The 21,108-nt window shown below is 60.3% G+C and carries 21 protein-coding genes; 9 read left to right on the top strand and 12 right to left on the bottom strand.

The annotated features are described in order from the left end of the window. Nucleotides 1–51: 51 nt before the first annotated feature. Complete coding sequence (locus IEX27_RS04490) at nt 52–1,587, top strand: YifB family Mg chelatase-like AAA ATPase (protein ID WP_188719742.1); 1,536 nt, start codon at nt 52–54, stop codon at nt 1,585–1,587. 135 nt (nt 1,588–1,722) lie between these two features. Here IEX27_RS04490 and IEX27_RS04485 read toward each other — a convergent pair whose 3' ends face one another. Both IEX27_RS04485 and IEX27_RS04480 read right to left on the bottom strand, forming a co-directional pair. Continuing rightward, nucleotides 1,723–2,340, bottom strand: coding sequence for a transglutaminase-like cysteine peptidase (locus IEX27_RS04485; RefSeq protein WP_188719741.1), 618 nt, complete (start codon nt 2,338–2,340; stop codon nt 1,723–1,725). A gap of 150 nt (nt 2,341–2,490) precedes the next feature. Then, nucleotides 2,491–3,729 carry a polyhydroxyalkanoate depolymerase gene (locus IEX27_RS04480; protein WP_188719740.1) on the bottom strand — a complete coding sequence of 413 codons (1,239 nt, stop codon included), beginning with the start codon at nt 3,727–3,729 and terminating at the stop codon, nt 2,491–2,493. A 279-nt stretch (nt 3,730–4,008) separates the two neighbouring features. Between IEX27_RS04480 and map the strand changes: the two genes are divergently transcribed. Beyond that, the gene (gene map, locus IEX27_RS04475; RefSeq protein ID WP_244630238.1) at nt 4,009–4,734 is read left to right on the top strand and encodes a type I methionyl aminopeptidase; all 726 of its coding nucleotides are present in this window, start codon (nt 4,009–4,011) and stop codon (nt 4,732–4,734) included. A gap of 3 nt (nt 4,735–4,737) precedes the next feature. Here the strand turns inward: map and pyrF are convergent, their stop codons facing one another. The 5 genes from pyrF to dnaK form a co-directional block, all read right to left on the bottom strand. Beyond that, on the bottom strand, nt 4,738–5,436 hold the full coding sequence (gene pyrF, locus IEX27_RS04470) for an orotidine-5'-phosphate decarboxylase (RefSeq protein ID WP_188719739.1): 699 nt from the start codon (nt 5,434–5,436) through the stop codon (nt 4,738–4,740). Between the two features lie 137 nt (nt 5,437–5,573). Beyond that, the gene (locus IEX27_RS04465) at nt 5,574–6,161 is read right to left on the bottom strand and encodes an NADPH-dependent FMN reductase (protein ID WP_188719738.1); all 588 of its coding nucleotides are present in this window, start codon (nt 6,159–6,161) and stop codon (nt 5,574–5,576) included. Between the two features lie 13 nt (nt 6,162–6,174). Next, a complete protein-coding gene (gene pmtA / locus IEX27_RS04460) occupies nt 6,175–6,792 on the bottom strand; it encodes a phospholipid N-methyltransferase PmtA (RefSeq protein ID WP_188719737.1) in 618 nt (205 codons plus the stop codon). Nucleotides 6,793–6,895: 103 nt separating this feature from the next. Continuing rightward, nucleotides 6,896–8,026, bottom strand: a complete 1,131-nt coding sequence (gene dnaJ / locus IEX27_RS04455) for a molecular chaperone DnaJ (RefSeq protein WP_188719736.1) — start codon at nt 8,024–8,026, stop codon at nt 6,896–6,898. Between the two features lie 186 nt (nt 8,027–8,212). After that, the gene (dnaK, locus tag IEX27_RS04450; RefSeq protein ID WP_188719735.1) at nt 8,213–10,126 is read right to left on the bottom strand and encodes a molecular chaperone DnaK; all 1,914 of its coding nucleotides are present in this window, start codon (nt 10,124–10,126) and stop codon (nt 8,213–8,215) included. Between the two features lie 323 nt (nt 10,127–10,449). On the opposite strand from dnaK, the gene IEX27_RS04445 reads away from it, so the two are divergent. Then, the gene (locus IEX27_RS04445; RefSeq protein ID WP_188719734.1) at nt 10,450–10,749 is read left to right on the top strand and encodes a hypothetical protein; all 300 of its coding nucleotides are present in this window, start codon (nt 10,450–10,452) and stop codon (nt 10,747–10,749) included. Nucleotides 10,750–10,842: 93 nt separating this feature from the next. Here the strand turns inward: IEX27_RS04445 and pheT are convergent, their stop codons facing one another. From pheT to infC, 5 genes are all read right to left on the bottom strand, one after another. Next, nucleotides 10,843–13,248 carry a phenylalanine--tRNA ligase subunit beta gene (gene pheT / locus IEX27_RS04440; RefSeq protein ID WP_188719733.1) on the bottom strand — a complete coding sequence of 802 codons (2,406 nt, stop codon included), beginning with the start codon at nt 13,246–13,248 and terminating at the stop codon, nt 10,843–10,845. Between the two features lie 24 nt (nt 13,249–13,272). Then, nucleotides 13,273–14,358, bottom strand: coding sequence for a phenylalanine--tRNA ligase subunit alpha (pheS, locus tag IEX27_RS04435; RefSeq protein WP_188719732.1), 1,086 nt, complete (start codon nt 14,356–14,358; stop codon nt 13,273–13,275). 145 nt (nt 14,359–14,503) lie between these two features. Next, nucleotides 14,504–14,905 carry a 50S ribosomal protein L20 gene (gene rplT, locus IEX27_RS04430; RefSeq protein ID WP_188719731.1) on the bottom strand — a complete coding sequence of 134 codons (402 nt, stop codon included), beginning with the start codon at nt 14,903–14,905 and terminating at the stop codon, nt 14,504–14,506. 32 nt (nt 14,906–14,937) lie between these two features. Next, nucleotides 14,938–15,138, bottom strand: a complete 201-nt coding sequence (rpmI, locus tag IEX27_RS04425; RefSeq protein ID WP_188719730.1) for a 50S ribosomal protein L35 — start codon at nt 15,136–15,138, stop codon at nt 14,938–14,940. A 192-nt stretch (nt 15,139–15,330) separates the two neighbouring features. Continuing rightward, nucleotides 15,331–15,867 carry a translation initiation factor IF-3 gene (gene infC / locus IEX27_RS04420; protein ID WP_188720044.1) on the bottom strand — a complete coding sequence of 179 codons (537 nt, stop codon included), beginning with the start codon at nt 15,865–15,867 and terminating at the stop codon, nt 15,331–15,333. 208 nt (nt 15,868–16,075) lie between these two features. On the opposite strand from infC, the gene IEX27_RS04415 reads away from it, so the two are divergent. The 6 genes from IEX27_RS04415 (at nt 16,076) to trpA (ending at nt 21,051) form a co-directional block, all read left to right on the top strand. Continuing rightward, nucleotides 16,076–16,861, top strand: a complete 786-nt coding sequence (locus IEX27_RS04415; protein ID WP_188719729.1) for an alpha/beta hydrolase — start codon at nt 16,076–16,078, stop codon at nt 16,859–16,861. 101 nt (nt 16,862–16,962) lie between these two features. Continuing rightward, complete coding sequence (locus tag IEX27_RS04410) at nt 16,963–17,382, top strand: DUF2852 domain-containing protein (protein WP_188719728.1); 420 nt, start codon at nt 16,963–16,965, stop codon at nt 17,380–17,382. 110 nt (nt 17,383–17,492) lie between these two features. Then, nucleotides 17,493–18,248 (top strand): M48 family metallopeptidase, encoded by a 756-nt coding sequence (locus IEX27_RS04405; RefSeq protein ID WP_188719727.1) that lies wholly within the window; start codon nt 17,493–17,495, stop codon nt 18,246–18,248. Between the two features lie 50 nt (nt 18,249–18,298). Next, on the top strand, nt 18,299–18,958 hold the full coding sequence (locus IEX27_RS04400) for a phosphoribosylanthranilate isomerase (protein ID WP_188719726.1): 660 nt from the start codon (nt 18,299–18,301) through the stop codon (nt 18,956–18,958). After that, complete coding sequence (trpB, locus tag IEX27_RS04395) at nt 18,955–20,175, top strand: tryptophan synthase subunit beta (protein ID WP_188719725.1); 1,221 nt, start codon at nt 18,955–18,957, stop codon at nt 20,173–20,175. The genes IEX27_RS04400 and trpB overlap by 4 nt, the downstream gene beginning before the upstream one ends. Nucleotides 20,176–20,208: 33 nt before the next feature. Then, a complete protein-coding gene (trpA, locus tag IEX27_RS04390) occupies nt 20,209–21,051 on the top strand; it encodes a tryptophan synthase subunit alpha (RefSeq protein ID WP_188720043.1) in 843 nt (280 codons plus the stop codon). Nucleotides 21,052–21,108: the final 57 nt, after the last annotated feature.

The following is a 21,108-nucleotide window of genomic DNA, read 5'->3' as shown; positions in this document are numbered from 1 at the left end:
CCTCCGTTTGTGCTTGTCTGTATCATCAGACGGGTAGCACGGAGGTGTGCGGTGGTTACGCATGTCCGCACTGTTGCGTTCGATGGCATCGAAGCGGTAGCCGTCGATGTACAGGTCATGGTCGCCCCGGGCAAAATGGGGATGCAGATCGTTGGCCTGGGTGACAAGGCCGTCGCTGAAAGCCGGGAACGGGTGCAGGCAGCGCTCCACGCATCGGGCCTCTCCATGCCGCCCAAGAAGGTCACGATCAATCTGGCGCCTGCCGACATGCCGAAGGAGGGCAGCCACTACGATCTGCCCATCGCGCTTGGGCTGATGGCGGCACTGGGAGCCATCCCCGCCGACACCCTCTCGTCCTACGTCGTCCTCGGCGAGCTAGGGCTGGATGGCACCGTCGCGAAAGTCGTGGGCGTTCTTCCCGCGGCCATTGCGGCCAACGCCATGAGCATGGGTCTCATCTGCCCCTCGCAATGCGGACCGGAAGCGGCCTGGGCCGGACCTGATCTGGACATCCTCGCACCGCGCAGCCTCATAGCCCTTGCCAACCATTTTCGCGGGACACAGGTGCTCGTTCGTCCTGAACCATCCTTCGAACCCTCCGCAGGGCTCTCCGCAGACCTTTCCGACATCAAGGGACAGGAGAGCGCCCGACGCACGCTGGAAGTGGCAGCCGCCGGCGGTCACAACATGCTGATGATCGGACCACCGGGTGCCGGAAAGTCGATGCTGGCGCAGCGCCTGCCCTCGATCCTGCCACCGCTTTCCCCCCGTGAGCTCGTTGAAGTCTCGATGATCGCCTCGATGGCCGGACAATTGGCCGAAGGCAAGCTGACCGACCGGCGGCCCTTTCGTGCACCCCACCACTCCGCCTCCATGGCAGCGATGGTGGGTGGCGGCCTGCGTGTGAAGCCCGGCGAGATCTCGCTCGCCCACCATGGCGTTCTCTTCCTCGACGAAATGCCGGAGTTTACCCCCCAGGTGCTGGACTCGCTGCGTCAGCCGCTTGAAACGGGCGAGTGTGCAGTGGCGCGCGCTAACCAGCGCGTCACCTATCCTGCCGTGGTGCAACTGATCGCCGCAATGAACCCGTGCCGCTGTGGCCTTGCCGGTGAACCAGGCCATCAATGTGCGCGCGGACCACGCTGCCAATCGGAGTATCAGGCCCGCGTGTCTGGCCCACTGCTTGACCGCATCGATTTGCGGATCGAGGTGCCGGCTGTCACCGCATCCGATCTCATCGCGCCATCACGTTCCGAGGACAGCGCGACGGTAGCCGAGCGCGTGACCCATGCCCGCGTGATCCAGCGCAAGCGCTATGGAGAGCTCGGCCTTCCTGAATATACCACCAATGCGAAATGCTCTGCCGCGCTGATCGAAGAGGTCACGCGGCCAGATGGCCCCGGCATGGCTCTGCTGCAGGAGGCGAGCGACAAGATGAGTCTCTCCGCCCGCGGCTATCACCGTATCCTGAAGGTTGCGCGCACGCTTGCAGACCTCGACGGGCAACCGCAGCCTGGCCGCATCCATGTGGCCGAAGCGATCTCATATCGCATCGTGGGCTCACGCTCCGCTGCGACGGCCGCTTAGAGCAATTCCAGGATAACTGGGAACCGGTTTTCCGTCCGGAATTGTTTTGAAAACAACAGCTTAGAACATGGCACGCCAAAGAAAAGAAGCCGCACTCGTGAGCACGGCTTCAGGTCGATCCGGAGGTCAGCCGGCTTATTTGCTGTGAACGGCGCCGACCAGCAGGTTGCTGGAGTCGCGCAGACTGACCCATCGGCCGGTGTGCGTGGAAGCCTGACGCTTCAGGAACTCGTAGCTGGTCCAGCTCCAGAGCTTCACTTCGTCGCTCAGATTGTCGAGGATCAGGTCGCCCTCACTTGTGCGGATCGTCAGAACCGCATGGCCCTCGCCGTCAGGCTTGCGGACGACCGTGATCAGCAGGTTGGAAAGCGGAATGCCCATTGCATGCAGCCGCTTGCGCTTTTCCAGCACATAATCTTCGCAGTCGCCGACGCCATCGGTCGGATAGGCCCAATGCTCTTCCTTGCCGTAGATGTCACGGTCGTTCATCGGCCGGACTTCGCGGTTTACGGTGAGGTTCACCTGCTCGATCGCGGCCCGCCATTGTTCGTTGATGGCGAACGGTCCACGATCACGTGGACGGATCGAGCATTCGAATGGATTGCTCCTGCAGAACTCATAGTGACCGATCGGCTGCGACGTGAAGCTGCCGACGCTCATGAGTCCGTTCGCAATGGCAACGCTGCCAAGCAAGCCAGCCCATAGATAACATACGATGTATGCGGCGCTTCGCGCCACCCGCCTAGCAGCCATTGCTGCACCCCGTTCTCGGTTCTTAACTAAATGTTAAGGAACTTTACAGGGTGTCGTCAATCCGCTGTTAGGGCATTTTCGGCTTATGGTTACCGCGCGAGAGATGTTTGTCGCGCGGTGTTGCATTTCAAAGACAATTAGCCGGCTTTTTCAACGCTTTGAGGGGCGGTGCCTGTTCACGAACTCGACGATCCGGGGCGCAACTTCGGCCCGGAAGCGCGAGCCGTTGAAGACGCCGTAGTGACCGACGACCGGCTGCAGATGATGCACCCGCTTGTCGGCTGGCAGGTTGGCGCAGAGGTCGTGTGCAGCTTGGGTCTGGCCGACACCGGAGATGTCGTCGTTCTCGCCTTCGACCGTCATCAGAGCGACTTTGGTAACAGCAGCCGGCTGGACAAGCTCATCCCGGTGCATGAATTCGCCCTTGGCAAGCGACTTCCGCAAGAACACGTGATCGACCGTCTGCAGGTAGAACTCTGCCGTAAGATCCATGACAGCAAGGTACTCGTCATAGAACTCGCGGTGCTTCTCAGCAGGCTCGCCATCGCCGTGCACGAGGTGCTTGAAGAACTCCTGATGCGCGAACAGGTGGCGATCAAGGTTCATGCCCATGAAGCCGGAAAGCTGCAGGAAGCCCGGATAGACGCTGCGCTGGTAGCCGGCATTCGGCCACGGCACGGGCATGATCACGTGGTTCTTGAACCAGTCGAGGTCACGCTCTTCGGCAAACTTGTTCACCGCCGTCGGGTTGCGGCGGGTGTCGATCGGTCCGCCCATCAGTACCATGGAGGACGGCAGATCCGGATGATCATGCGCCGACATGAGGGAGATCGCGGCAAGCACCGGCACCGAAGGCTGGCACACGGCAATGACAGCCGCACCGGGGCCTATGACGCCAAGCATCTCGATGACGTAGTCGATGTAGTCGTTGAGATCGAAACCGCCTTCGTTCAGCGGGACCATGCGGGCATCGGTCCAGTCGGTGATGTAGATGTCGGCAGACGGCAGCAGATCCTTGACGGTGCCGCGCAGCAGCGTCGCGAAGTGACCGGACATCGGCGCGACCAGCAGGATCTTCTGGTCAGGCTTGCGCTTCTTCGGCAGATCGCGATCGAAGTGCATGAGGCGGCAGAAGGGTTTAGACCAGACGATCTCTTCGCGGACCGCTACTTCCTTGCCGTCGACGACGGTGCTGGAAATGCCGAACGCTGGCTTCTCGTAGCGGCGCGTGGTGCGCTCGAAAAGCTCGGCCGAAGCCGCGATGGCGCGCGCGAAAGACGTGTTGGCGATCGGGTTCTTGGGGCTCGAGTAGATGCTCTTCAGGACATCAGCGTAGGCGCGAGCTGGTTGCAGGGCGGCTTGCTGAAGCTCATAGAATTGGTAGAACATTCATGACCTTTGGCTGACGGGCGAACCTTGCGCCCAGGGCAGACCTGCGATGAGAAACCTATGGAACCCAGAGGTGGCTCGCAGCCATGCTTGGCAGCACGCTGCAACTGTGCCAAAAACGCCCATGGTCCCCAAGGGGGTCCGAAGTTGGATTATCTTATCCGCTTGATTGCTGCGTTGCAACATAATTCAACATAGGGCTCGGCACGGGCCCGGCAAGCGCTGTTGCCTGACCTGCAGGGGGATTTTTCCGCTATGACGATATCGAACTAAGAAGACCTGAAGCGCCTGCAGGAGATCGGCCGTATTGTTGCAGACACGTTGAAGGCCATGGCAACAGCCATCGAGCCCGGAATGACGACGGCTGAGCTCGACGCCATCGGCCGCAAACTGCTTGAGGATGCTGGCGCCCAGAGCGCGCCGGAACAGACCTATGGCTTTCCTGGCGCCACCTGCATCAGCATCAATGAGGAAATTGCCCACGGCATCCCGGGTGAGCGCCGCATCAAGCAGGGCGATCTCGTCAACATTGACGTGTCGGCAGTGAAGAACGGTGTCTATGCGGATACCGGCGCATCTGTTCCAGTGCCGCCAGTGACCAAGGCGATTGATCGCCTCTGCCGTGATGGGCGCAAGGCCATGTGGGCGGGCATCCGTCAGGTTGGCGCCAACCGCCGCTTCTCCGAAGTTGGCCATGCCATCGGCACCTTCGCGCGCAAGAACCGCTATACGCTGGTGCAGAACCTCGCGAGCCACGGCGTCGGACACTCGTTGCACGAATATCCCGAAGAAATCGCCACCTGGCCGAACCCCTCTGACCACCGCCGGATGGATGACGGCCTGGTGTTCACCATCGAGCCGTTCCTGTCGCTCGGAGCCGATTGGGCGGAAGATTCCGGCGACGGCTGGACCCTGCTGAGCTCGCCCAGCAGGCCTACGGTGCAGTTCGAGCACACAGTCGTCGCAACGAAGAAAGGCCCGCTCGTGGTTACTCTGCCGTCGTAAGGATCAGAGAGCCGAGCTCATCTCCGCGAGGATTGCTTCCGCTGCCGCCTTTCGGTCAGCAGCGCCAACGATCGGGCGCGCGACGACGAGGTGGCTCGCTCCGGCGCGGATGGCATCCACGGGCGTCACCACACGCTTCTGGTCGCCGGCGTCGGCGCCTGTTGGCCGTATGCCAGGTGTCACCACAGCGAGATCCGGCCCAACCGTGTGGCGGATCAAAGCCGCTTCCGCAGCCGAACAGACTACGCCGCCCATGCCCGCATCGCGTGCCTGCGCAGCCCGCTTCAGCACGAGCGATTTGGGGTCGGTGTTGTAGCCGGCTTCGATAAGATCCTGCTCATCCATGGAGGTAAGAACCGTCACGCCGAGCAGGCAGAGGTTCGAACCTTCCGCCGCCGCAACGGCAGCGCGCATGGCCTTCGGATAGGCGTGCAGCGTCAGCATCGATACGCCCATCTTGGCGATGTTCTCGACGCCCTTGGCTACCGTGTTGTCGATGTCGAGCAGCTTCATGTCGAGAAAGACGTTCTTGCCCGATTGTGCGAGTTCCTGGGCAAACGCCAAGCCACCCGCAAAGACGAGCTGATAGCCGATCTTGTAGAAGCTGACGGTGTCGCCTAGTTCATGAACAACCTTCTCCGCCTCAGCGAGCGTGGGTACGTCCAGGCCGACAATCAGGCGGTCCCGCATCTCTGCAGCCATGGGGTGTGCCTCCATTCGAATGCGCGCGCAATTCCGGAAAACGTAGTCGTTGCCATGAGGAATTGCGGAAATCAAAAACCGTGGGTGTGAGGCACCACTGGCACAGTCACTGTGCGCAGGCAATCCCGTATATGGACTTATGGTCTGCCTGAAAGCATGCGCGCACGCTCGATGAGTGCGGCACAAACGTTGCTCATGCTCTTCTGCAGCGCCTCGTCGCGGAAATTGCCGGCCTCATCGAAGGCCTCCTGTCCGCGTGGAACGGAGCACTGCGGCGAAACCACCTCCGCCCCGCAATGCACCAGAACGGCGCGCAGATGATTGATGGCGCGGATGCCCGCATAGTTGCCGTTCGAGGATGAGCAGAGTGCGGTCGCCTTGCCCTTGAAGGCGCGGAATGGGCGGCCTTGCATGTCCTTGGTGACCCGACTGATCCAGTCGATCGTGTTCTTGAGCAGCGGCGGGATGGAGGCGTTGTACTCCGCCGTGGCGATCAGCAGCCCATCATGTGCCGCGATCATATGCGCAAGCTTGACCGCCGGGTCGGGAACGCCGGATTCCTTTTCGAGATCCTGGTTCATGAGCGGCAGCGAATAATCGGCAAGCGAGATGCGGGTGACATCCGCACCCTGCATCGCAAGTTCCCTGGCCGCTGCGTCGGCTGTCTTCCCGCTGAAAGCACCCGTGCGGATCGATCCGGCGAAGACAAGGAGCCGAGGCGTCAAACCATCCACCCTTTTACTGCGTCCGCCGGGCGGTTCTGCCTTCAGGACGGGTGTAGAGCCACAGATGGGCCGGGGGGATGTTGCGAACGATGAAGTCGAAGCGATCGACGTTGTAGGTGCCGCGATTGGCAGGAACAGGCGATACCGCGCCGTAGGTGATCTGAACCACAGGGCGGCCAGCCGGCAGCAGATCAAGAAGGCTCTCAAGGAGTGAGATGCGGGCCGGTACCGGGAAGTTCAGCATCGGGATGGCCGAGATGATGCTGTCGAACTGCCGGTCCTTCCAGGGAGCCAGCACGTTGTCCAGGTCGAAAGCGTCGCCATGGATGAAGTGAACGCCGGGCATGTCGCGCTTCAGGCGATCAACAAAATCTTCGGAGTATTCGACGGAGACGAGGTTTTCAGGCTTGATGCCCTGCTGGAGAATGGCGCGGGTGATGACGCCGGTGCCCGGTCCGAGTTCGAGAACCATATCGTCGCGTTCGGGACGGACGATGGACGCCATGCGCCGGGCGGTGACCCCGCTGGTCGGAACAATCGACCCGACGGCCTTCGGCTTGTCCATCCAACCGCGAAAGAACCTGAGTTCCTCGTCAAACTTGGCAGCCAGCGCCTTTTTCACATTCCCCATGTCATCTACCTCCTGCGAACCGTTCCATATATTAAGCCACTCCCTCGCAAGCCCATGCAACTTAGCATGTTAGATGAAGGTTCGCCCAGTTGCTCTAATTGCTCTAGTCTCCGCTGAAAGACTCAAAGAAATCCTTCATTCGCGAGAAGAAGCCCGTCGATTGTGGACTATTGTCACTCGACGAGATCTTCTCGAACTCTTCCAATAGTTCTCGCTGTCTTTTCGTCAGATTTTGTGGCGTTTCTACAGCAATCTGGATGTAAAGGTCACCCACCTGGCTCTGCCGCAACACCGGCATGCCCTTGCCACGCATCCTGAACTGACGTCCATTCTGCGAGCCTTCGGGGATTTTCACGCGCGTCTGCGTGCCGTCAAGCGTCGTGACCTCGAACGATCCGCCGAGCGCCGCCGTCGTCATGGAAATCGGCACCTTGCAGTAAAGGTCCGCGCCGTCACGCTGGAAAAACTCGTGCGGCTTGATCGACAGAAAGATGTACAGGTCTCCGGGAGGACCGCCACGCAGCCCGGCCTCGCCCTCACCCGCGAGCCTGATGCGCGTGCCATCCTCGATACCAGCCGGAATATTGACCGAGAGCGTACGCTCCTCGACGGTACGGCCCTGCCCCGCGCACTTGCCGCAGGGGTCTTCGATGATCTGACCACGGCCCTGACATTGCGGACAGGTGCGCTCCACGGCGAAGAAGCCCTGTGTCGCGCGCACACGGCCGATGCCGTTACACATCTTGCACTGTACGGGCGAAGACCCTGGCTTGGCGCCGGAGCCGGAGCACTCTGTACAGCTGACGGAGGTCGGAACGTGGATCTGGGCGGTTTTGCCCGTAAACGCCTCTTCGAGCGTGATTTCCATGTTGTAGCGCAGATCAGCTCCGCGCTCGCGACCACCGGACCGGCGCTGACGCCCGCCACCCATGATGTCGCCGAAGATGTCTTCGAAAATGTCCGAGAAGCCACCGGCAGCGCCAAAGCCGCCCCGAGCACCCATGCCGCCGTTCTGGAAAGCGTCATGGCCGAAACGGTCGTAGGCCGCGCGCTTCTGGGGGTCGCGCAGCGTCTCGTACGCCTCGTTGACTTCCTTGAATTTCTGTTCGGCTTCAGGATTACCCGGATTGCGATCCGGGTGGTATTGCATCGCAAGTTTGCGGAATGCGGCCTTCAGCTCTTTTTCATCGGCGTTTCTCGATACGCTGAGCGTCTCGTAAAAATCTGCCTTCATTTAGGACGATCCCGCATTTTCTCTAAAACGGATGCCCATCCCCAAATGGGGTTCCGTCATCTCGTTAGTTACCAACACGAATGCCACAACCTTGGAGCTTTGCATAGAACACGCCGGAAGTTTCATGCACCTGTACCATGGCAATGACGAAGGCCCGGGTTGCCCCGGGCCTCGTGATTTTCAGCCTTAGGCCTGCTTCTTGTCGTTGTCGTCGATTTCCTCGAAATCGGCGTCGACGACATCATCGCCAGCCTTGGCGCCGCCATCGGCCTGACCTTCAGCGCCAGCATTCGCCTGAGCGGCTTCGTACATGGCCTGACCAAGCTTCATCGAAGCTTCGGCAAGCGCGTTCGTCTTTGCCTTGATGTCCTCAGCGTCATCGCCTTCGGTGGCGGTGCGCAGGGCAGCAATGGCATCCTCGATCGCCTTGCGGTCGTCCGCCGACACCTTGTCACCGTAGTCCTTGAGGGACTTTTCGGAGCTGTGGATCAGCGACTCTGCCTGGTTACGGGCTTCTACCGCCTCGCGGCGCTGCTTGTCTGCGGCAGCGTTGGCTTCAGCATCCTTCACCATCTTCTCGATGTCTGCATCCGACAGACCACCGGAAGCCTGGATACGGATCTGCTGTTCCTTGCCGGTGCCCTTGTCCTTGGCCGACACGTTCACGATGCCGTTGGCGTCGATGTCGAAGGTCACTTCGATCTGCGGAACGCCGCGCGGTGCGGGCGGGATACCAACGAGATCGAACTGGCCAAGCAGCTTGTTGTCGGCTGCCATTTCGCGCTCGCCCTGGAAGACGCGGATCGTCACTGCATTCTGGCTGTCTTCCGCCGTCGAGAACACCTGGCTCTTCTTGGTCGGGATGGTCGTGTTGCGGTCGATCAGGCGGGTGAACACGCCACCCAGCGTCTCGATGCCGAGCGACAGCGGCGTCACGTCGAGCAGCAGCACGTCCTTGACGTCACCCTGCAGAACGCCCGCCTGGATAGCAGCACCCATGGCGACCACTTCGTCCGGGTTCACGCCCTTGTGGGGCTCCTTGCCGAAGAAGTTCTTCACCGCTTCCTGCACCTTGGGCATGCGGGTCATGCCGCCAACGAGAACGACTTCGTCGATCTCGCCTGCGCTGAGGCCTGCATCCTTCAGAGCGGCCTTACAAGGCGCGATGGTGCGGGCGATCAGGTCTTCGACCAGGCTCTCCAGCTTCGCGCGGGTGAGCTTGATGGCAAGGTGCTTCGGACCGGTCTGGTCAGCCGTGATGAACGGCAGGTTGATTTCGGTCTGGGCAGACGAGGACAGCTCGATCTTGGCCTTCTCGGCAGCTTCCTTCAGGCGCTGCAGAGCGAGCTTGTCGTTCCTGAGGTCGATACCGTTCTCTTTCTTGAACTCGTCCGTCAGATAGTTGACGAGGCGCATGTCGAAGTCTTCACCGCCCAGGAACGTGTCACCGTTCGTGGACTTCACCTCGAACACGCCATCACCAATCTCGAGGATCGAGATATCGAACGTACCGCCACCAAGGTCGTAGACAGCGATGGTCTTGCCATCCCGCTTATCGAGACCGTAGGCGAGCGCCGCTGCGGTCGGCTCGTTGATGATGCGCAGAACCTCAAGACCGGCGATCTTGCCGGCATCCTTCGTCGCCTGACGCTGGGCGTCGTTAAAGTAAGCCGGGACGGTGATCACGGCCTGAGTGACCGTCTCGCCGAGGTAGGATTCTGCGGTCTCCTTCATCTTCTGAAGGATCATCGCGGATACCTGCGACGGAGAATACTTGGCTCCGTGGGCTTCTACCCAGGCATCGCCATTGTCACCGGAGATGATCTTGTAGGGAACGAGCTTCTTGTCCTTCTCGACCATCGGGTCGTCGAAGCGGCGGCCGATAAGGCGCTTGATTGCAAAAAGCGTGTTCTCCGGGTTGGTCACGGCCTGGCGCTTGGCAGGCTGGCCAACAAGGCGCTCGTCGGAATCAGTAAACGCAACGATGGACGGCGTGGTGCGCGCGCCCTCGGCATTTTCAATGACCTTTGCGTCCTTGCCGTCCATAACAGCGACGCAGGAGTTGGTTGTTCCCAGATCGATGCCAATGACTTTAGCCATTTATTCTCTCCACTTAGCAGACTGTCAGGACCCATCTTGGCGTTCCCGAGGACAGCCCCTGTTCGACAAATATAGCATTCATGGTTCAGCAACATCGCGCTGACCCATGGTGTGCCGCGTATATAAGAAGCGCACTTTTGAGGCGCAAGGCGGTAATGACATCAAGCGCAGGCATTTCCTGCGCATCCGGCTTCCCGCACTTTCTCAATTACTGATTGTACTATACGTTTTATTTAAACTTTTGCGCGACCATGTGCCTGTTGTACCCTGAATATAAGTGGATTGAGGCAGTGCACAGTTATGGATGTTTCGTGGGGGGCATCTTGTATGTTGTGATGACAAACAGCTGCATTGCAGCACCTGTCATTGACGAAAAAGTGCAGAGTCCAAGGGTTTCCGGCATAGGCGTATCTGATGAGGCTGTTCTTGCGAAAGCCGTCATCACACCACCGGAAGACCAGGTTGAACGTTCTCGTAAAGAGTGCCTGGCAGTAAGCATGTATGAGGAGCCAGCGAAAGCCGGACAATCCGGTTTGCCGGTCGTCCAGGTGGCTTTCAGCTTTACCTTCTCGCAGGAGTACCCAGTGATGCTGTGCGGTATCTTGCCGCTCAACACGGCGTGAGTGATCGTCCGGGCACTGAGTAGGCGTTTCTGCAAAAAACCCGGCATCGCCAAGCGGTGCCGGGTTCTTCAATGGTGTAGCTGAATGACCGCGCTAGGCGCGGAGCACGCCGCCGGTCTGCTTCGTGACATTGTCAACGATGCGCTTGGACAGCGCCTCGAAGTCCTCATCCGTCAGCGTCTTGTCGACCGGCTGAACCGTTACCTCGATCGCTACCGACTTCTTGTCCTCGCCGAGCGACTGGCCTTCGAATACGTCAAAGACATTGACGCCGGTGATCAGCTTCTTGTCGGCAGCCAGGGCCGCGCGAACCAACGTGCCGGCCGGAACGTCACGGCTCACCACGAAGGCAAAGTCGCGCGTCACCGCCTGGAAGGGCGAGAGGTCGAGACGAGGCTTGGTGCGTGTCGCCCGGGCCTTCGGTTCCGGAACGGCATCGATGAACACCTCGAAACCGCAGAGCGGTCCGGAAACGTCCATGGCCTCGAGCAGACGCGGATGGAACTCACCGAAGGTGGCAAGAATGTTCTTCGGTCCCATCTTGATCGTGCCTGAACGACCCGGGTGATACCAGCTTGGACCACCCGCCTCGATCTGCAGCTTGTCGGCGGCAACACCGCAGGCTTCCAGAACGGCGAGCGCATCTTCCTTGGCAACAAACACGTCGACCGAAGCGACATTGCCTGCCCAATTACGGCCCTGCCCGCCCGGACGCGCCGTACCACGACGAACACCGGAAGCAACGCGGCGCTGGTCCTGCGGACGATCGCCTTCGTAGGCGGCCGCGACTTCGCAGAGAGCTACATCGCGGAAGCCACGGTCGGCATTGCGCTGAGCCGCAGCGATCAGGCCCGGCAGCAGTGACGGACGCATGGTCGAGAGATCGGCAGCGATCGGGTTTGCAAGCTTGATCAGCGGACGGTTTTCCGCGAACGGCCGTGCCTGTGCTTCGGAGATGAAGGACCAGGTGACCGCTTCCATCATGCCACGCACGGCCAGCGCGCGCCGTGCCAGACGCGTGCGGATCTGCGCCGTCGTCAGGATACGGCTCGAGACCGAATCCTTGGAGATCATCGGCTGCGGCTCGATCTTGTTGACGCCGTGGATGCGCATCACCTCTTCAACGAGATCCGCCTTGCCATCGACATCCGGACGCCAGGTCGGCACCTTCACGTCAACCACATCGCCCTGCCCCTGTGGCTTAAAGCCGAGGCGCGTCAGGATCGCGAGACTCTCTTCGGTCGAGACTTCGATGCCCGTCAGGCGCTTCACTTCCGACACGGGGAAGGTCACGACCTTCTGTTCGGTCGGCTTGAAGCCAACTGCGCGGATTTCGGTCGCCTCGCCACCACAGAGGTCGAGCACCATCTTCGTTGCCAGTTCAAGGCCGGGAAGTGCAAACTCCGGATCGACACCGCGCTCGAAGCGATAACGCGCATCGGTGATGATGCCGAGCTCACGGCCCGTGCGGGCAATGTTCAGAGGTGCCCAGAGCGCCGACTCGATCAGCACGTCGGTCGTGTTCTCGTCGCAACCGGAATGCTCGCCGCCCATGACGCCGGCGATGGATTCCACGCCCCTGTCGTCAGCGATGACGCAGTTCTCGCCCGAAAGCGTGTACTCGCGACCATCGAGCGCCAGGATCTTTTCGCCTTCCTTGGCACGGCGGATCACCAGGTTTCCGGCGACCTTCGCAGCGTCGAACACGTGCAGCGGACGGCCGCGGTCGAAGGTCATGTAATTGGTGATGTCGACCAGCGCATTGATCGGGCGCAGACCAATGGCGATCAGGCGCTGCTGCAGCCACTTCGGCGACGGGCCGTTCTTGACGCCGCGAACCAGACGCAGGCCGAAGCCTGGGCAAAGTTCCGGGGCCTCGATCGTCACTTCCACCGGACAAGCGCCCTGCCCTGCGATCGGCGCAACCGCGCCATCCTTGAGCGTGCCGAGGCCGGCAGCCGCCAGGTCACGCGCAACACCATAGACGCTCGTGCAATCCGGACGGTTCGGCGTGAGGCCAATCTCGATCACCGGATCGTCAAGCTTCGCCCATTCAGCATAGGAAGTGCCCACCGGTGCATCTTCCGGAAGTTCGATGATGCCGTTGTGCTCGTCGGAAAGCTGCAGCTCGCGCTCCGAGCACATCATGCCGAAGCTTTCGACGCCACGGATCTTGCCAACGGACAGCGTCACGTCGATGCCCGGAACATAGGTGCCGGGAGCAGCGAAGGCGCCGATCAAGCCGGCGCGTGCGTTCGGCGCACCGCAAACAACCTGCAGCGGCGTGCCCGATCCGATGTCCACCGTCAGCACCTGAAGCTTGTCGGCATCGGGATGCTTCTGAGCGTTCAGGACCTTGGCGATCGTGAACGGCTTCAGCACGGACTTGTCGTCGACGGACTCGACCTCAAGGCCGATCATGGTCAGCGTTTCGACGATCTCGTCGAGCGAGGCTTCGGTATCAAGGTGATCCTTGAGCCAGGAGAGTGTGAATTTCATGATGTTTCAGCCTGCCCTGAGAAATTAGCTGCTCAGACCGCCGAACAAGGTCGGCAGATCAAGCGGACGGAAGCCGTAATGGTCGAGCCAGCGAACGTCGGCATCGAAGAAGGCGCGAAGGTCCGGCATGCCGTATTTCAGCATGGCGATACGGTCGATGCCCATGCCCCAGGCAAAGCCCTGGTACTCGTCCGGATCAAGCCCGCCATGGCGCAGGACGTTCGGGTGAACCATGCCGCAGCCGAGGATCTCCATCCAGTCGTTGCCCTCGCCGAAGCGCACTTCGCCGGGACGCGAACGGTCGCACTGGATGTCGACTTCGAGGCTTGGCTCCGTGAACGGGAAGAAGCTCGGGCGGAAGCGCATGTTGAGCGACGAGACCTCGAAATAAGCCTTGCAGAACTCGGTCAGCACCCACTTCATGTTGGCGACGTTGGCCGTCTTGTCGATCACCAGACCTTCGAGCTGGTGGAACATCGGCGTATGCGTCGCGTCTGAGTCGGCGCGGTAAGTCTTGCCCGGGATCACGATGCGGATCGGCGGCTTCTTCGTTTCCATGGTGCGGATCTGAACCGGCGATGTATGAGTGCGCAGTAGCTTGCGCTCGCCATTGGCGTCGGGCTCAAGGAAGAACGTGTCGTGCATCTCGCGCGCCGGATGGCCTTCCGGAAAGTTCAGCGCCGTGAAGTTGTAGTAGTCGGTCTCGATATCCGGACCTTCCGCGATCTCGAAGCCGAGGTCGCCGAAGATGGCTGCGATTTCGTCGATCACCTGGCTGATCGGGTGGATTCTTCCGCGCTCGGCGGCGGAACGTGCGACCGGAAGGGTCACGTCAACGCGTTCGCGCTCCAGACGTGCCGCAATGGCCGCATCGCGCAGCTCGGCGCGACGCGCGGCCAGAGCATCGGTCACGCGCGTCTTGAGGCCGTTGATGACGGGCCCCATCGTCTGCCGCTCTTCAGGCGACATCGAGCCCAGAAGCTTCAGCTTCTCGGAGACAGAGCCCTTCTTGCCAAGGGCAGCGACGCGCACAGCTTCAAGCGCTGCTTCCTCGCCTGCCGCAGCAATCTCGTCGAGCAGCTGCTTTTCCAGTTGGTCCAGATCGTTCATCGTCTTTTCCTTGCCCTCGGCACCCAGTCCAATTCTATTCGCACCTGCCTTGGCAGATGACGTTACCGCGAAAAAAGAAAACCCGCGCCAGCCTGCCAGCGCGGGTTCCCGAACTTAATACCGAGATATTTCGGGAGCGCTGGGCTTAGGCGACCGCGCTCTCAAACTCGTTCGGCGTCGCGTCCTTGAGGTACTCAAGGGCGGTCTTCGCCTGAGCAACCAGAACAGCGAATGCCTGCGGCTCATGGATGGCCATGTCCGACAGAACCTTGCGGTCGATCTCGATACCAGCCTTGTTCAGACCGTCGATGAAACGGCCGTAGGTCAGGCCATGCTCGCGAGCAGCTGCGTTGATGCGCTGGATCCACAAAGCGCGGAAATTGCGCTTGCGGGCCTTGCGATCGCGGTAAGCATACTGCAGCGACTTTTCGACTGCCTGCTTGGCGATGCGGATAGTATTCTTGCGGCGGCCGTAGAAACCCTTGGCTGCGTTCAGAACTTTCTTGTGCTTGGCATGGGCGGTAACGCCCCTCTTAACACGTGCCATTGCATGATCTCCTTAAATTGTACCGTCGCAGCTCAGAGCCCGTAAGGGATGTACTTCTTAACGATCTTTGCATCCTGATCGGAAAGAACCATCGTCCCACGCGCATCGCGGATGAACTTGGTGGTACGCTTGATCATGCCGTGGCGCTTGCCAGCCGCAGCTACTTTTACCTTGCCGCTTGCGGTCAGCTTGAACCGCTTCTTGACCGCGGACTTGGTCTTCATCTTGGGCATTTTGCTTCTCCGATTGTCTTGGCGCCGTAGCGCTTGTTCTCTTTCGGGCCAGGCCCGTAAGCATTTTGAACCGCCACGGCATGCCCTGCCGGGCGGTTCAGACAGGCGGCCTCATAACAGCAAGTCCTCTGCCGCGCAAGAGCTGCGCGGGCAGAGAGAAGCTGCCAATGGCCAGAATCTTGTCGCGCCAGCTTAACGCGGCGCCAGTACCATCATCATCTGGCGGCCTTCGAGCTTCGGCTCGGCTTCCACCTTGGCGAAGCTTTCAGTGTCAGCCTTGACCTGGTTGAGCAATTTCATGCCGAGCTCCAGGTGAGCCATTTCGCGTCCGCGGAAGCGCAGGGTCAGCTTTACCTTGTCGCCGTCCTCAAAGAAGCGCTTCACAGCGCGCATCTTCACATCGTAGTCGTGGCTATCGATGTTCGGACGCATCTTGATTTCTTTGATTTCGACCGTCTTCTGCTTCTTGCGAGCCTCAGCAGCCTTCTTCTGGCCCTGGTACTTCAGCTTGCCGAGATCGGTGATCTTGGTGACAGGCGGAACGGAATTCGGTGAAATTTCCACCAGGTCAAGCCCAGCTTCATCTGCAGCTGCGAGGGCGTCTTCGATAGACATCTCGCCAAGATTGGTGCCTTCCGCGTCGATGAGCTGCACCCTGGGGGCGCGAATGTCACGGTTGGCGCGAGGGCCGTCTTTTACTACGGGCGCTGCTTTAAATGGCTTGCGAATGGTCGTTGTCTCCGGGTCGTTGATACAAAAAGTGGAGCCCACAGCGGGGATGATCGCTATGTGCGTAGTCAATTTTGCATGTCAATAGCACAGGCTGTAGAAAGAATCACGGGTCGAGATGAGCCCGACAAACAATTTCTACGGTATCGGACATGCCTTTGCCCTATCATTTGGTGAATCCGAGTACCTGTAACAAGTGAGTAGCATCATGTCTGAAGCAGAGCCCGAGTTCCTTGATGTTGATCGCGTGCGGATCGCAGTTCGGCACCGCGACGGTTCCGTTCCGGGCGTAATGTGGCTTGGCGGCTATCGCTCTGACATGAAGGGCACCAAGGCGCAGGTTCTGGACGAATGGGGCATCCAGAACGGCGTCGCTGTGACGCGCCATGATTATTCCGGCCACGGGGAGTCGGGCGGCGAATTCGCTGAAGGAACCATCTCCCGCTGGCTGAGCGAAAGCCTTGCGGTGTTCAACCGCTACACCTTCGGCCCCCAAATTCTAGTCGGTTCCTCCATGGGCGCCTGGATCGCGCTGCGCATGGTGCAGGAACTGGTGAGGGCAGGGCAGGCGGATCGCTTGGCGGGCCTGCTTCTGATTGCCCCGGCACCCGACTTCACCACGGAACTGGTGGAACCCCAGCTGACCGACGCGATGCGCAAACAGCTGGAAGAAACTGGCCGCATCGAAGAACCGTCGGAATATTCCCCGGAGCCCAACATCTACACCAAGGCTCTGCTGGACGATGGACGGAACAACCGTGTGCTGGATGGGATCATCGACACCCATTGCCCGGTCCACATCCTGCAGGGCATGGCCGACCCCGATGTCCCCTACAGCCATGCAATGCGGCTGGTTGAGCACCTGCCGAAGGATGACGTGACCATCACACTCATTCGGGACGGCGACCACCGGCTTTCCCGTCCGCAGGATCTTTCGCTGATGACCAAGGCGCTGACGGCCCTGAGGGAGTCCTTCCAGGGAAGGACCAGCTGACCCTGGATACACTTAGTTGTTGCCCGTTCTTGAATCGGGCAACCATGTTAACCATGTCATTAGCAGCACCCCGCCCGGTAACCCTATGAGGAACGCTGAAGATGACACAATCCGCTATGCTCCGTCCCGCCTGGACGCCGGCTACTATCGCTTTGATGGTCCTCGGCTTCATCGCTTACTGGCCGCTTGGGCTCGCAATGCTGGCCTACATCCTCTGGGGTGATCGGCTAGGCAACTTCAAAAACGAGGTCAACCGCGCCACCGACAGCATGTTTTCCAACTGCCGCCGCAGCTCTCGCCCGGTCCACAGCACCGGCAACGTAGCCTTCGACGACTGGCGCACCAAGGAACTTGAGCGCCTGGCTGAGGAGCGCCGCAAGCTCGACGCGATGCGTGACGAGTTCGACGATTACATGCGTGAACTGCGCCGCGCCAAGGATCAGGAAGAGTTCGACCGCTTCATGTCCCATCGTAACCGGCCGGCGCCGACTACCGATGTCTCGGATCTGAACAATAGCTGATCAATATTAGCTCCAATACAGGCGGCGCTTCGGCGCCGCTTTTCTTTTGCGCTTCTCTTGGAGGGGCAGGTCGACTAATTCTGTAAAGGTCTTTCGAATCAACGATCGTCATGTCGCTGCTGGGTTTCACTCCAAACTTTCTCAAGAAGGCCGATGCAGCCGAGCGCACGCACATGGTCGCGGGCAGGGCGATTCCGTTGAAGATCGTCGAAAACGCGCGGGCGAGGCGACTTACGCTGCGGATTGCCACTGCAGGCGAGGGGCTACGGGTGACCACCCCACCCGGAATATCTTTTCCGGATGTGCTGCGCTTCATTGCCCGCCATCAGGATTGGCTCGAAGAGCGATACAAGAAACTTCCGACCGACGCCCAGATCCGCCCCGGCATCAAACTGCCGCTACGCGGGAAACCGCACCTCATCATTCATGAAGAGGGCAGGCGAGGGACTGTTTCCGCCATCGTTCGGGAAGGTGAACCTGTTCTTCTGGTCCATGGCGAGATCGAACATCTGCCCCGCCGTGTTGCAGACTTTCTGAAGCGCGAGGCCAAACACGATATCGAGGCTCTCGTGGCCAAACACACGGCCACCGTCGGGCGCAAGGCGAAAACGATACGCTATCGTGATACATCGAGCCGCTGGGGATCCTGCACCCACGACGGCGTTCTGTCTTTCTCGTGGCGCATCATGATGGCGCCGTCACCGGTCATCAATTACCTCGTCGCCCATGAGGTCGCGCATCTGAAGGAAATGAACCACGGCCCCCGCTTCTGGAAGCTCTGCACGGAGCTCTGCCCGGATACGGAGCGCTGCCGCGATTGGCTGAAGCGAAATGGCTCCTCGCTTCAGGCCCTTCGCTTCACTTAAACATCCGTCAGACCTCGACTTTCGGAGCATTTCGTGGCACTCCACCGCCCATGACGCTGGACATCAAAATCTGCGGCCTGAAAAGCGACGAGGCTGTCGCCGCTGCCCTTGAGAGCGGCGCGAGCCACATCGGCTTCATCTTCTTCGAGAAGAGCCCGCGACACATCTCGATCGAAGAGGCTGCCCGGCTGCGTGAGGCCGCCAGAGGCAAGGCGCTGGCTGTTGCCGTAACGGTTGACGCGGATGATGCGACGCTCGATGCGATCGTCAGCGGCATGAAGCCGGACATCCTCCAGCTCCACGGCCATGAAACGGCAGATCGCATCCGCGAACTGAAGTCCCGCCACGGCCTGCCGGTCATCAAGGCGCTTTCCATTCGCGAAGCCAGCGATCTCGACCTGATCAAGACCTATCTCGGCGTGGCCGACCGTTTCCTTCTCGATGCAAAACCACCGGCGGGTGCTGACCTTCCCGGCGGCAATGGCGTCGCCTTCGACTGGACGATTCTCACTTCCCTTGACGCCAACGTGGATTACATGCTTTCCGGTGGCGTCAATGCTGGAAACATTGCTTCCGCGCTTCGTCTGGCAAGACCTTCGGGCGTCGATGTGTCATCGGGCGTCGAGAATGCGCCGGGCGAGAAGGATCCAGAAAAGATACGCGCATTTTTCCGTGCAGTGCGGGCGATTACAAATGAGGGAGCGGCATGAACAAGCCGATTGAACCAAACTCGTTCCGGACCGGCCCTGATGAACAGGGAATGTTCGGCATCTTTGGCGGCCGTTTCGTCGCCGAGACGCTCATGCCCCTCATCCTGGATCTCGAAAAGCACTGGAACGAAGCCAAGACCGACCCTGCCTTTCAGGCGGAGCTGCAGGCGCTTTCGACCCACTATGCCGGTCGCCCTTCCAAGCTCTATTTCGCCGAAAACCTGACCCGGCATCTCGGCGGCGCAAAGATCTACTTCAAGCGCGAAGACCTGAACCACACGGGCAGCCACAAGATCAACAACTGCCTTGGCCAGATCCTTCTGGCAAAGCGCATGGGCAAGACCCGCATCATCGCTGAAACCGGCGCAGGCCAGCACGGCGTGGCTTCCGCCACCGTTTCGGCCCGCTTCAACTTCCCCTGCGTCGTCTATATGGGTGCCACGGACGTGGAGCGTCAGAAGCCGAACGTCTTCCGCATGAAGCTGCTGGGCGCAGAAGTGAACGCGGTCAACTCTGGTCACGGCACGCTCAAGGATGCCATGAACGAGGCACTCCGCGACTGGGTGACCAACGTCGAGAACACCTATTACCTGATTGGCACGGCGGCCGGCCCGCACCCTTATCCGGAGCTGGTACGTGAATTCCAGTCGGTGATCGGCAAGGAAGCACGCGAGCAGATCGTGGAGCAGGAAGGACGTCTTCCGGACGTAATCATCGCTGCGGTCGGCGGCGGATCGAACGCCATCGGCATCTTCCATCCATTCCTCGATGACAAGAATGTCGAGATCATTGGCGTCGAAGCTGGCGGTCGTGGTCTCGATGGCATCGAGCATTGCGCTTCCATGAACGCGGGCCGCCCCGGCGTTCTCCACGGCAACCGCACCTATCTGTTGCAGAACGACGACGGCCAGATCCTGGACGGCCACTCGATTTCTGCCGGCCTCGACTATCCGGGCGTTGGCCCTGAGCATTCCTGGCTGCGGGACACCGGCCGCGTGAAATACGTGCCGATCCTTGATGACGAAGCGCTTGAAGCGTTCAAGCTGACGACCAAGCTTGAGGGCATCATACCGGCGCTGGAATCCGCCCATGCCATCGCGCAGGCGGTCAAGACCGCCCCGACCATGGGCAAGGACCAGATCATGATCGTCAATCTCTCCGGCCGTGGCGACAAGGACGTCCATACGGTTGCGAAGATGATGGACATGGAGATCTGATCCATGTCGCAGAGTGAAGCAGGAATGTCCGGTATGAAGTCCACTCGCATTGATGCGCTTTTTGCCCGGCTGCGGCAGGAAAACCGCCCGGCCTTGGTCACCTATTTCATGGGTGGCGATCCGGACTACGAGACATCGCTTTCTGTAATGAAGGCGCTGCCGGAAGCTGGCTCCGACATCATCGAGCTCGGCATGCCGTTCTCCGATCCGATGGCTGATGGCGCCGCCATTCAGGCTGCGGGCCTTCGCTCTCTGAAGGGTGGCCAGACGCTGGCCAAGACCCTGAAGATGGCGGAAGAATTCCGTCGCGGGAACGACACCACGCCGATCGTGATGATGGGTTACTACAATCCGATCTACATCTACGGTGTGGACCGCTTTCTGGCCGACGCCAGGGCTGCGGGTATCGACGGCTTTATCGTGGTCGACCTGCCGCCGGAAATGGACGAGGAACTCTGCATTCCGGCGCTCAAGGCTGGTCTTAGCTTCATCCGCCTGGCAACGCCGACGACGGACGACAAGCGCCTGCCGAAGGTGCTCGAGAACACCTCGGGCTTCGTCTATTACGTCTCCATGACCGGCATCACCGGCTCGGCCCTGGCGGACACGACGAAGGTCAGCGAGGCGGTGAACCGCATCAAGCGGCACACGGACCTTCCGGTCTGCGTTGGCTTCGGCGTCAAGACGGCGGCTCAGGCCAAGGCTATCGGCGCTTCCGCTGATGGTGTGGTCGTTGGCACGGCCATCGTCAATGCGGTTGCCAATGTGCTTGGCTCAGACGGAAAGACGACCGCAGATCCTGCAGAAGCCGTCGCCACACTCGTGCGCGGCCTTGCGCAGGGTGTCCGTGAGGCGCGTCTCGCACCAGCCGAATAACCAATAGCCGAATAATCGACGTAATCTTGCCGGATGTTTCACGGCGTGAGTAATCAG

The organism is Nitratireductor aestuarii (assembly GCF_014641695.1).
Classification (GTDB): domain Bacteria; phylum Pseudomonadota; class Alphaproteobacteria; order Rhizobiales; family Rhizobiaceae; genus Chelativorans; species Chelativorans aestuarii.
This window is presented reverse-complemented; position numbering and strand designations above follow the sequence as displayed.

Coding starts and splice junctions, on each gene's coding strand:
- IEX27_RS04485 (WP_188719741.1), bottom strand. CDS start 2,340: ATGGCTGCTAGGCGGGTGGCGCGAAGCGCCGCATACATCGTATGTTAT.
- IEX27_RS04480 (WP_188719740.1), bottom strand. CDS start 3,729: ATGTTCTACCAATTCTATGAGCTTCAGCAAGCCGCCCTGCAACCAGCT.
- pyrF (WP_188719739.1), bottom strand. CDS start 5,436: ATGGCTGCAGAGATGCGGGACCGCCTGATTGTCGGCCTGGACGTACCC.
- pmtA (WP_188719737.1), bottom strand. CDS start 6,792: ATGGGGAATGTGAAAAAGGCGCTGGCTGCCAAGTTTGACGAGGAACTC.
- dnaJ (WP_188719736.1), bottom strand. CDS start 8,026: ATGAAGGCAGATTTTTACGAGACGCTCAGCGTATCGAGAAACGCCGAT.
- dnaK (WP_188719735.1), bottom strand. CDS start 10,126: ATGGCTAAAGTCATTGGCATCGATCTGGGAACAACCAACTCCTGCGTC.
- pheT (WP_188719733.1), bottom strand. CDS start 13,248: ATGAAATTCACACTCTCCTGGCTCAAGGATCACCTTGATACCGAAGCC.
- pheS (WP_188719732.1), bottom strand. CDS start 14,358: ATGAACGATCTGGACCAACTGGAAAAGCAGCTGCTCGACGAGATTGCT.
- rplT (WP_188719731.1), bottom strand. CDS start 14,905: ATGGCACGTGTTAAGAGGGGCGTTACCGCCCATGCCAAGCACAAGAAA.
- rpmI (WP_188719730.1), bottom strand. CDS start 15,138: ATGCCCAAGATGAAGACCAAGTCCGCGGTCAAGAAGCGGTTCAAGCTG.
- IEX27_RS04415 (WP_188719729.1), top strand. CDS start 16,076: ATGTCTGAAGCAGAGCCCGAGTTCCTTGATGTTGATCGCGTGCGGATC.
- IEX27_RS04410 (WP_188719728.1), top strand. CDS start 16,963: ATGACACAATCCGCTATGCTCCGTCCCGCCTGGACGCCGGCTACTATC.
- IEX27_RS04405 (WP_188719727.1), top strand. CDS start 17,493: ATGTCGCTGCTGGGTTTCACTCCAAACTTTCTCAAGAAGGCCGATGCA.
- IEX27_RS04400 (WP_188719726.1), top strand. CDS start 18,299: ATGACGCTGGACATCAAAATCTGCGGCCTGAAAAGCGACGAGGCTGTC.
- trpB (WP_188719725.1), top strand. CDS start 18,955: ATGAACAAGCCGATTGAACCAAACTCGTTCCGGACCGGCCCTGATGAA.
- trpA (WP_188720043.1), top strand. CDS start 20,209: ATGAAGTCCACTCGCATTGATGCGCTTTTTGCCCGGCTGCGGCAGGAA.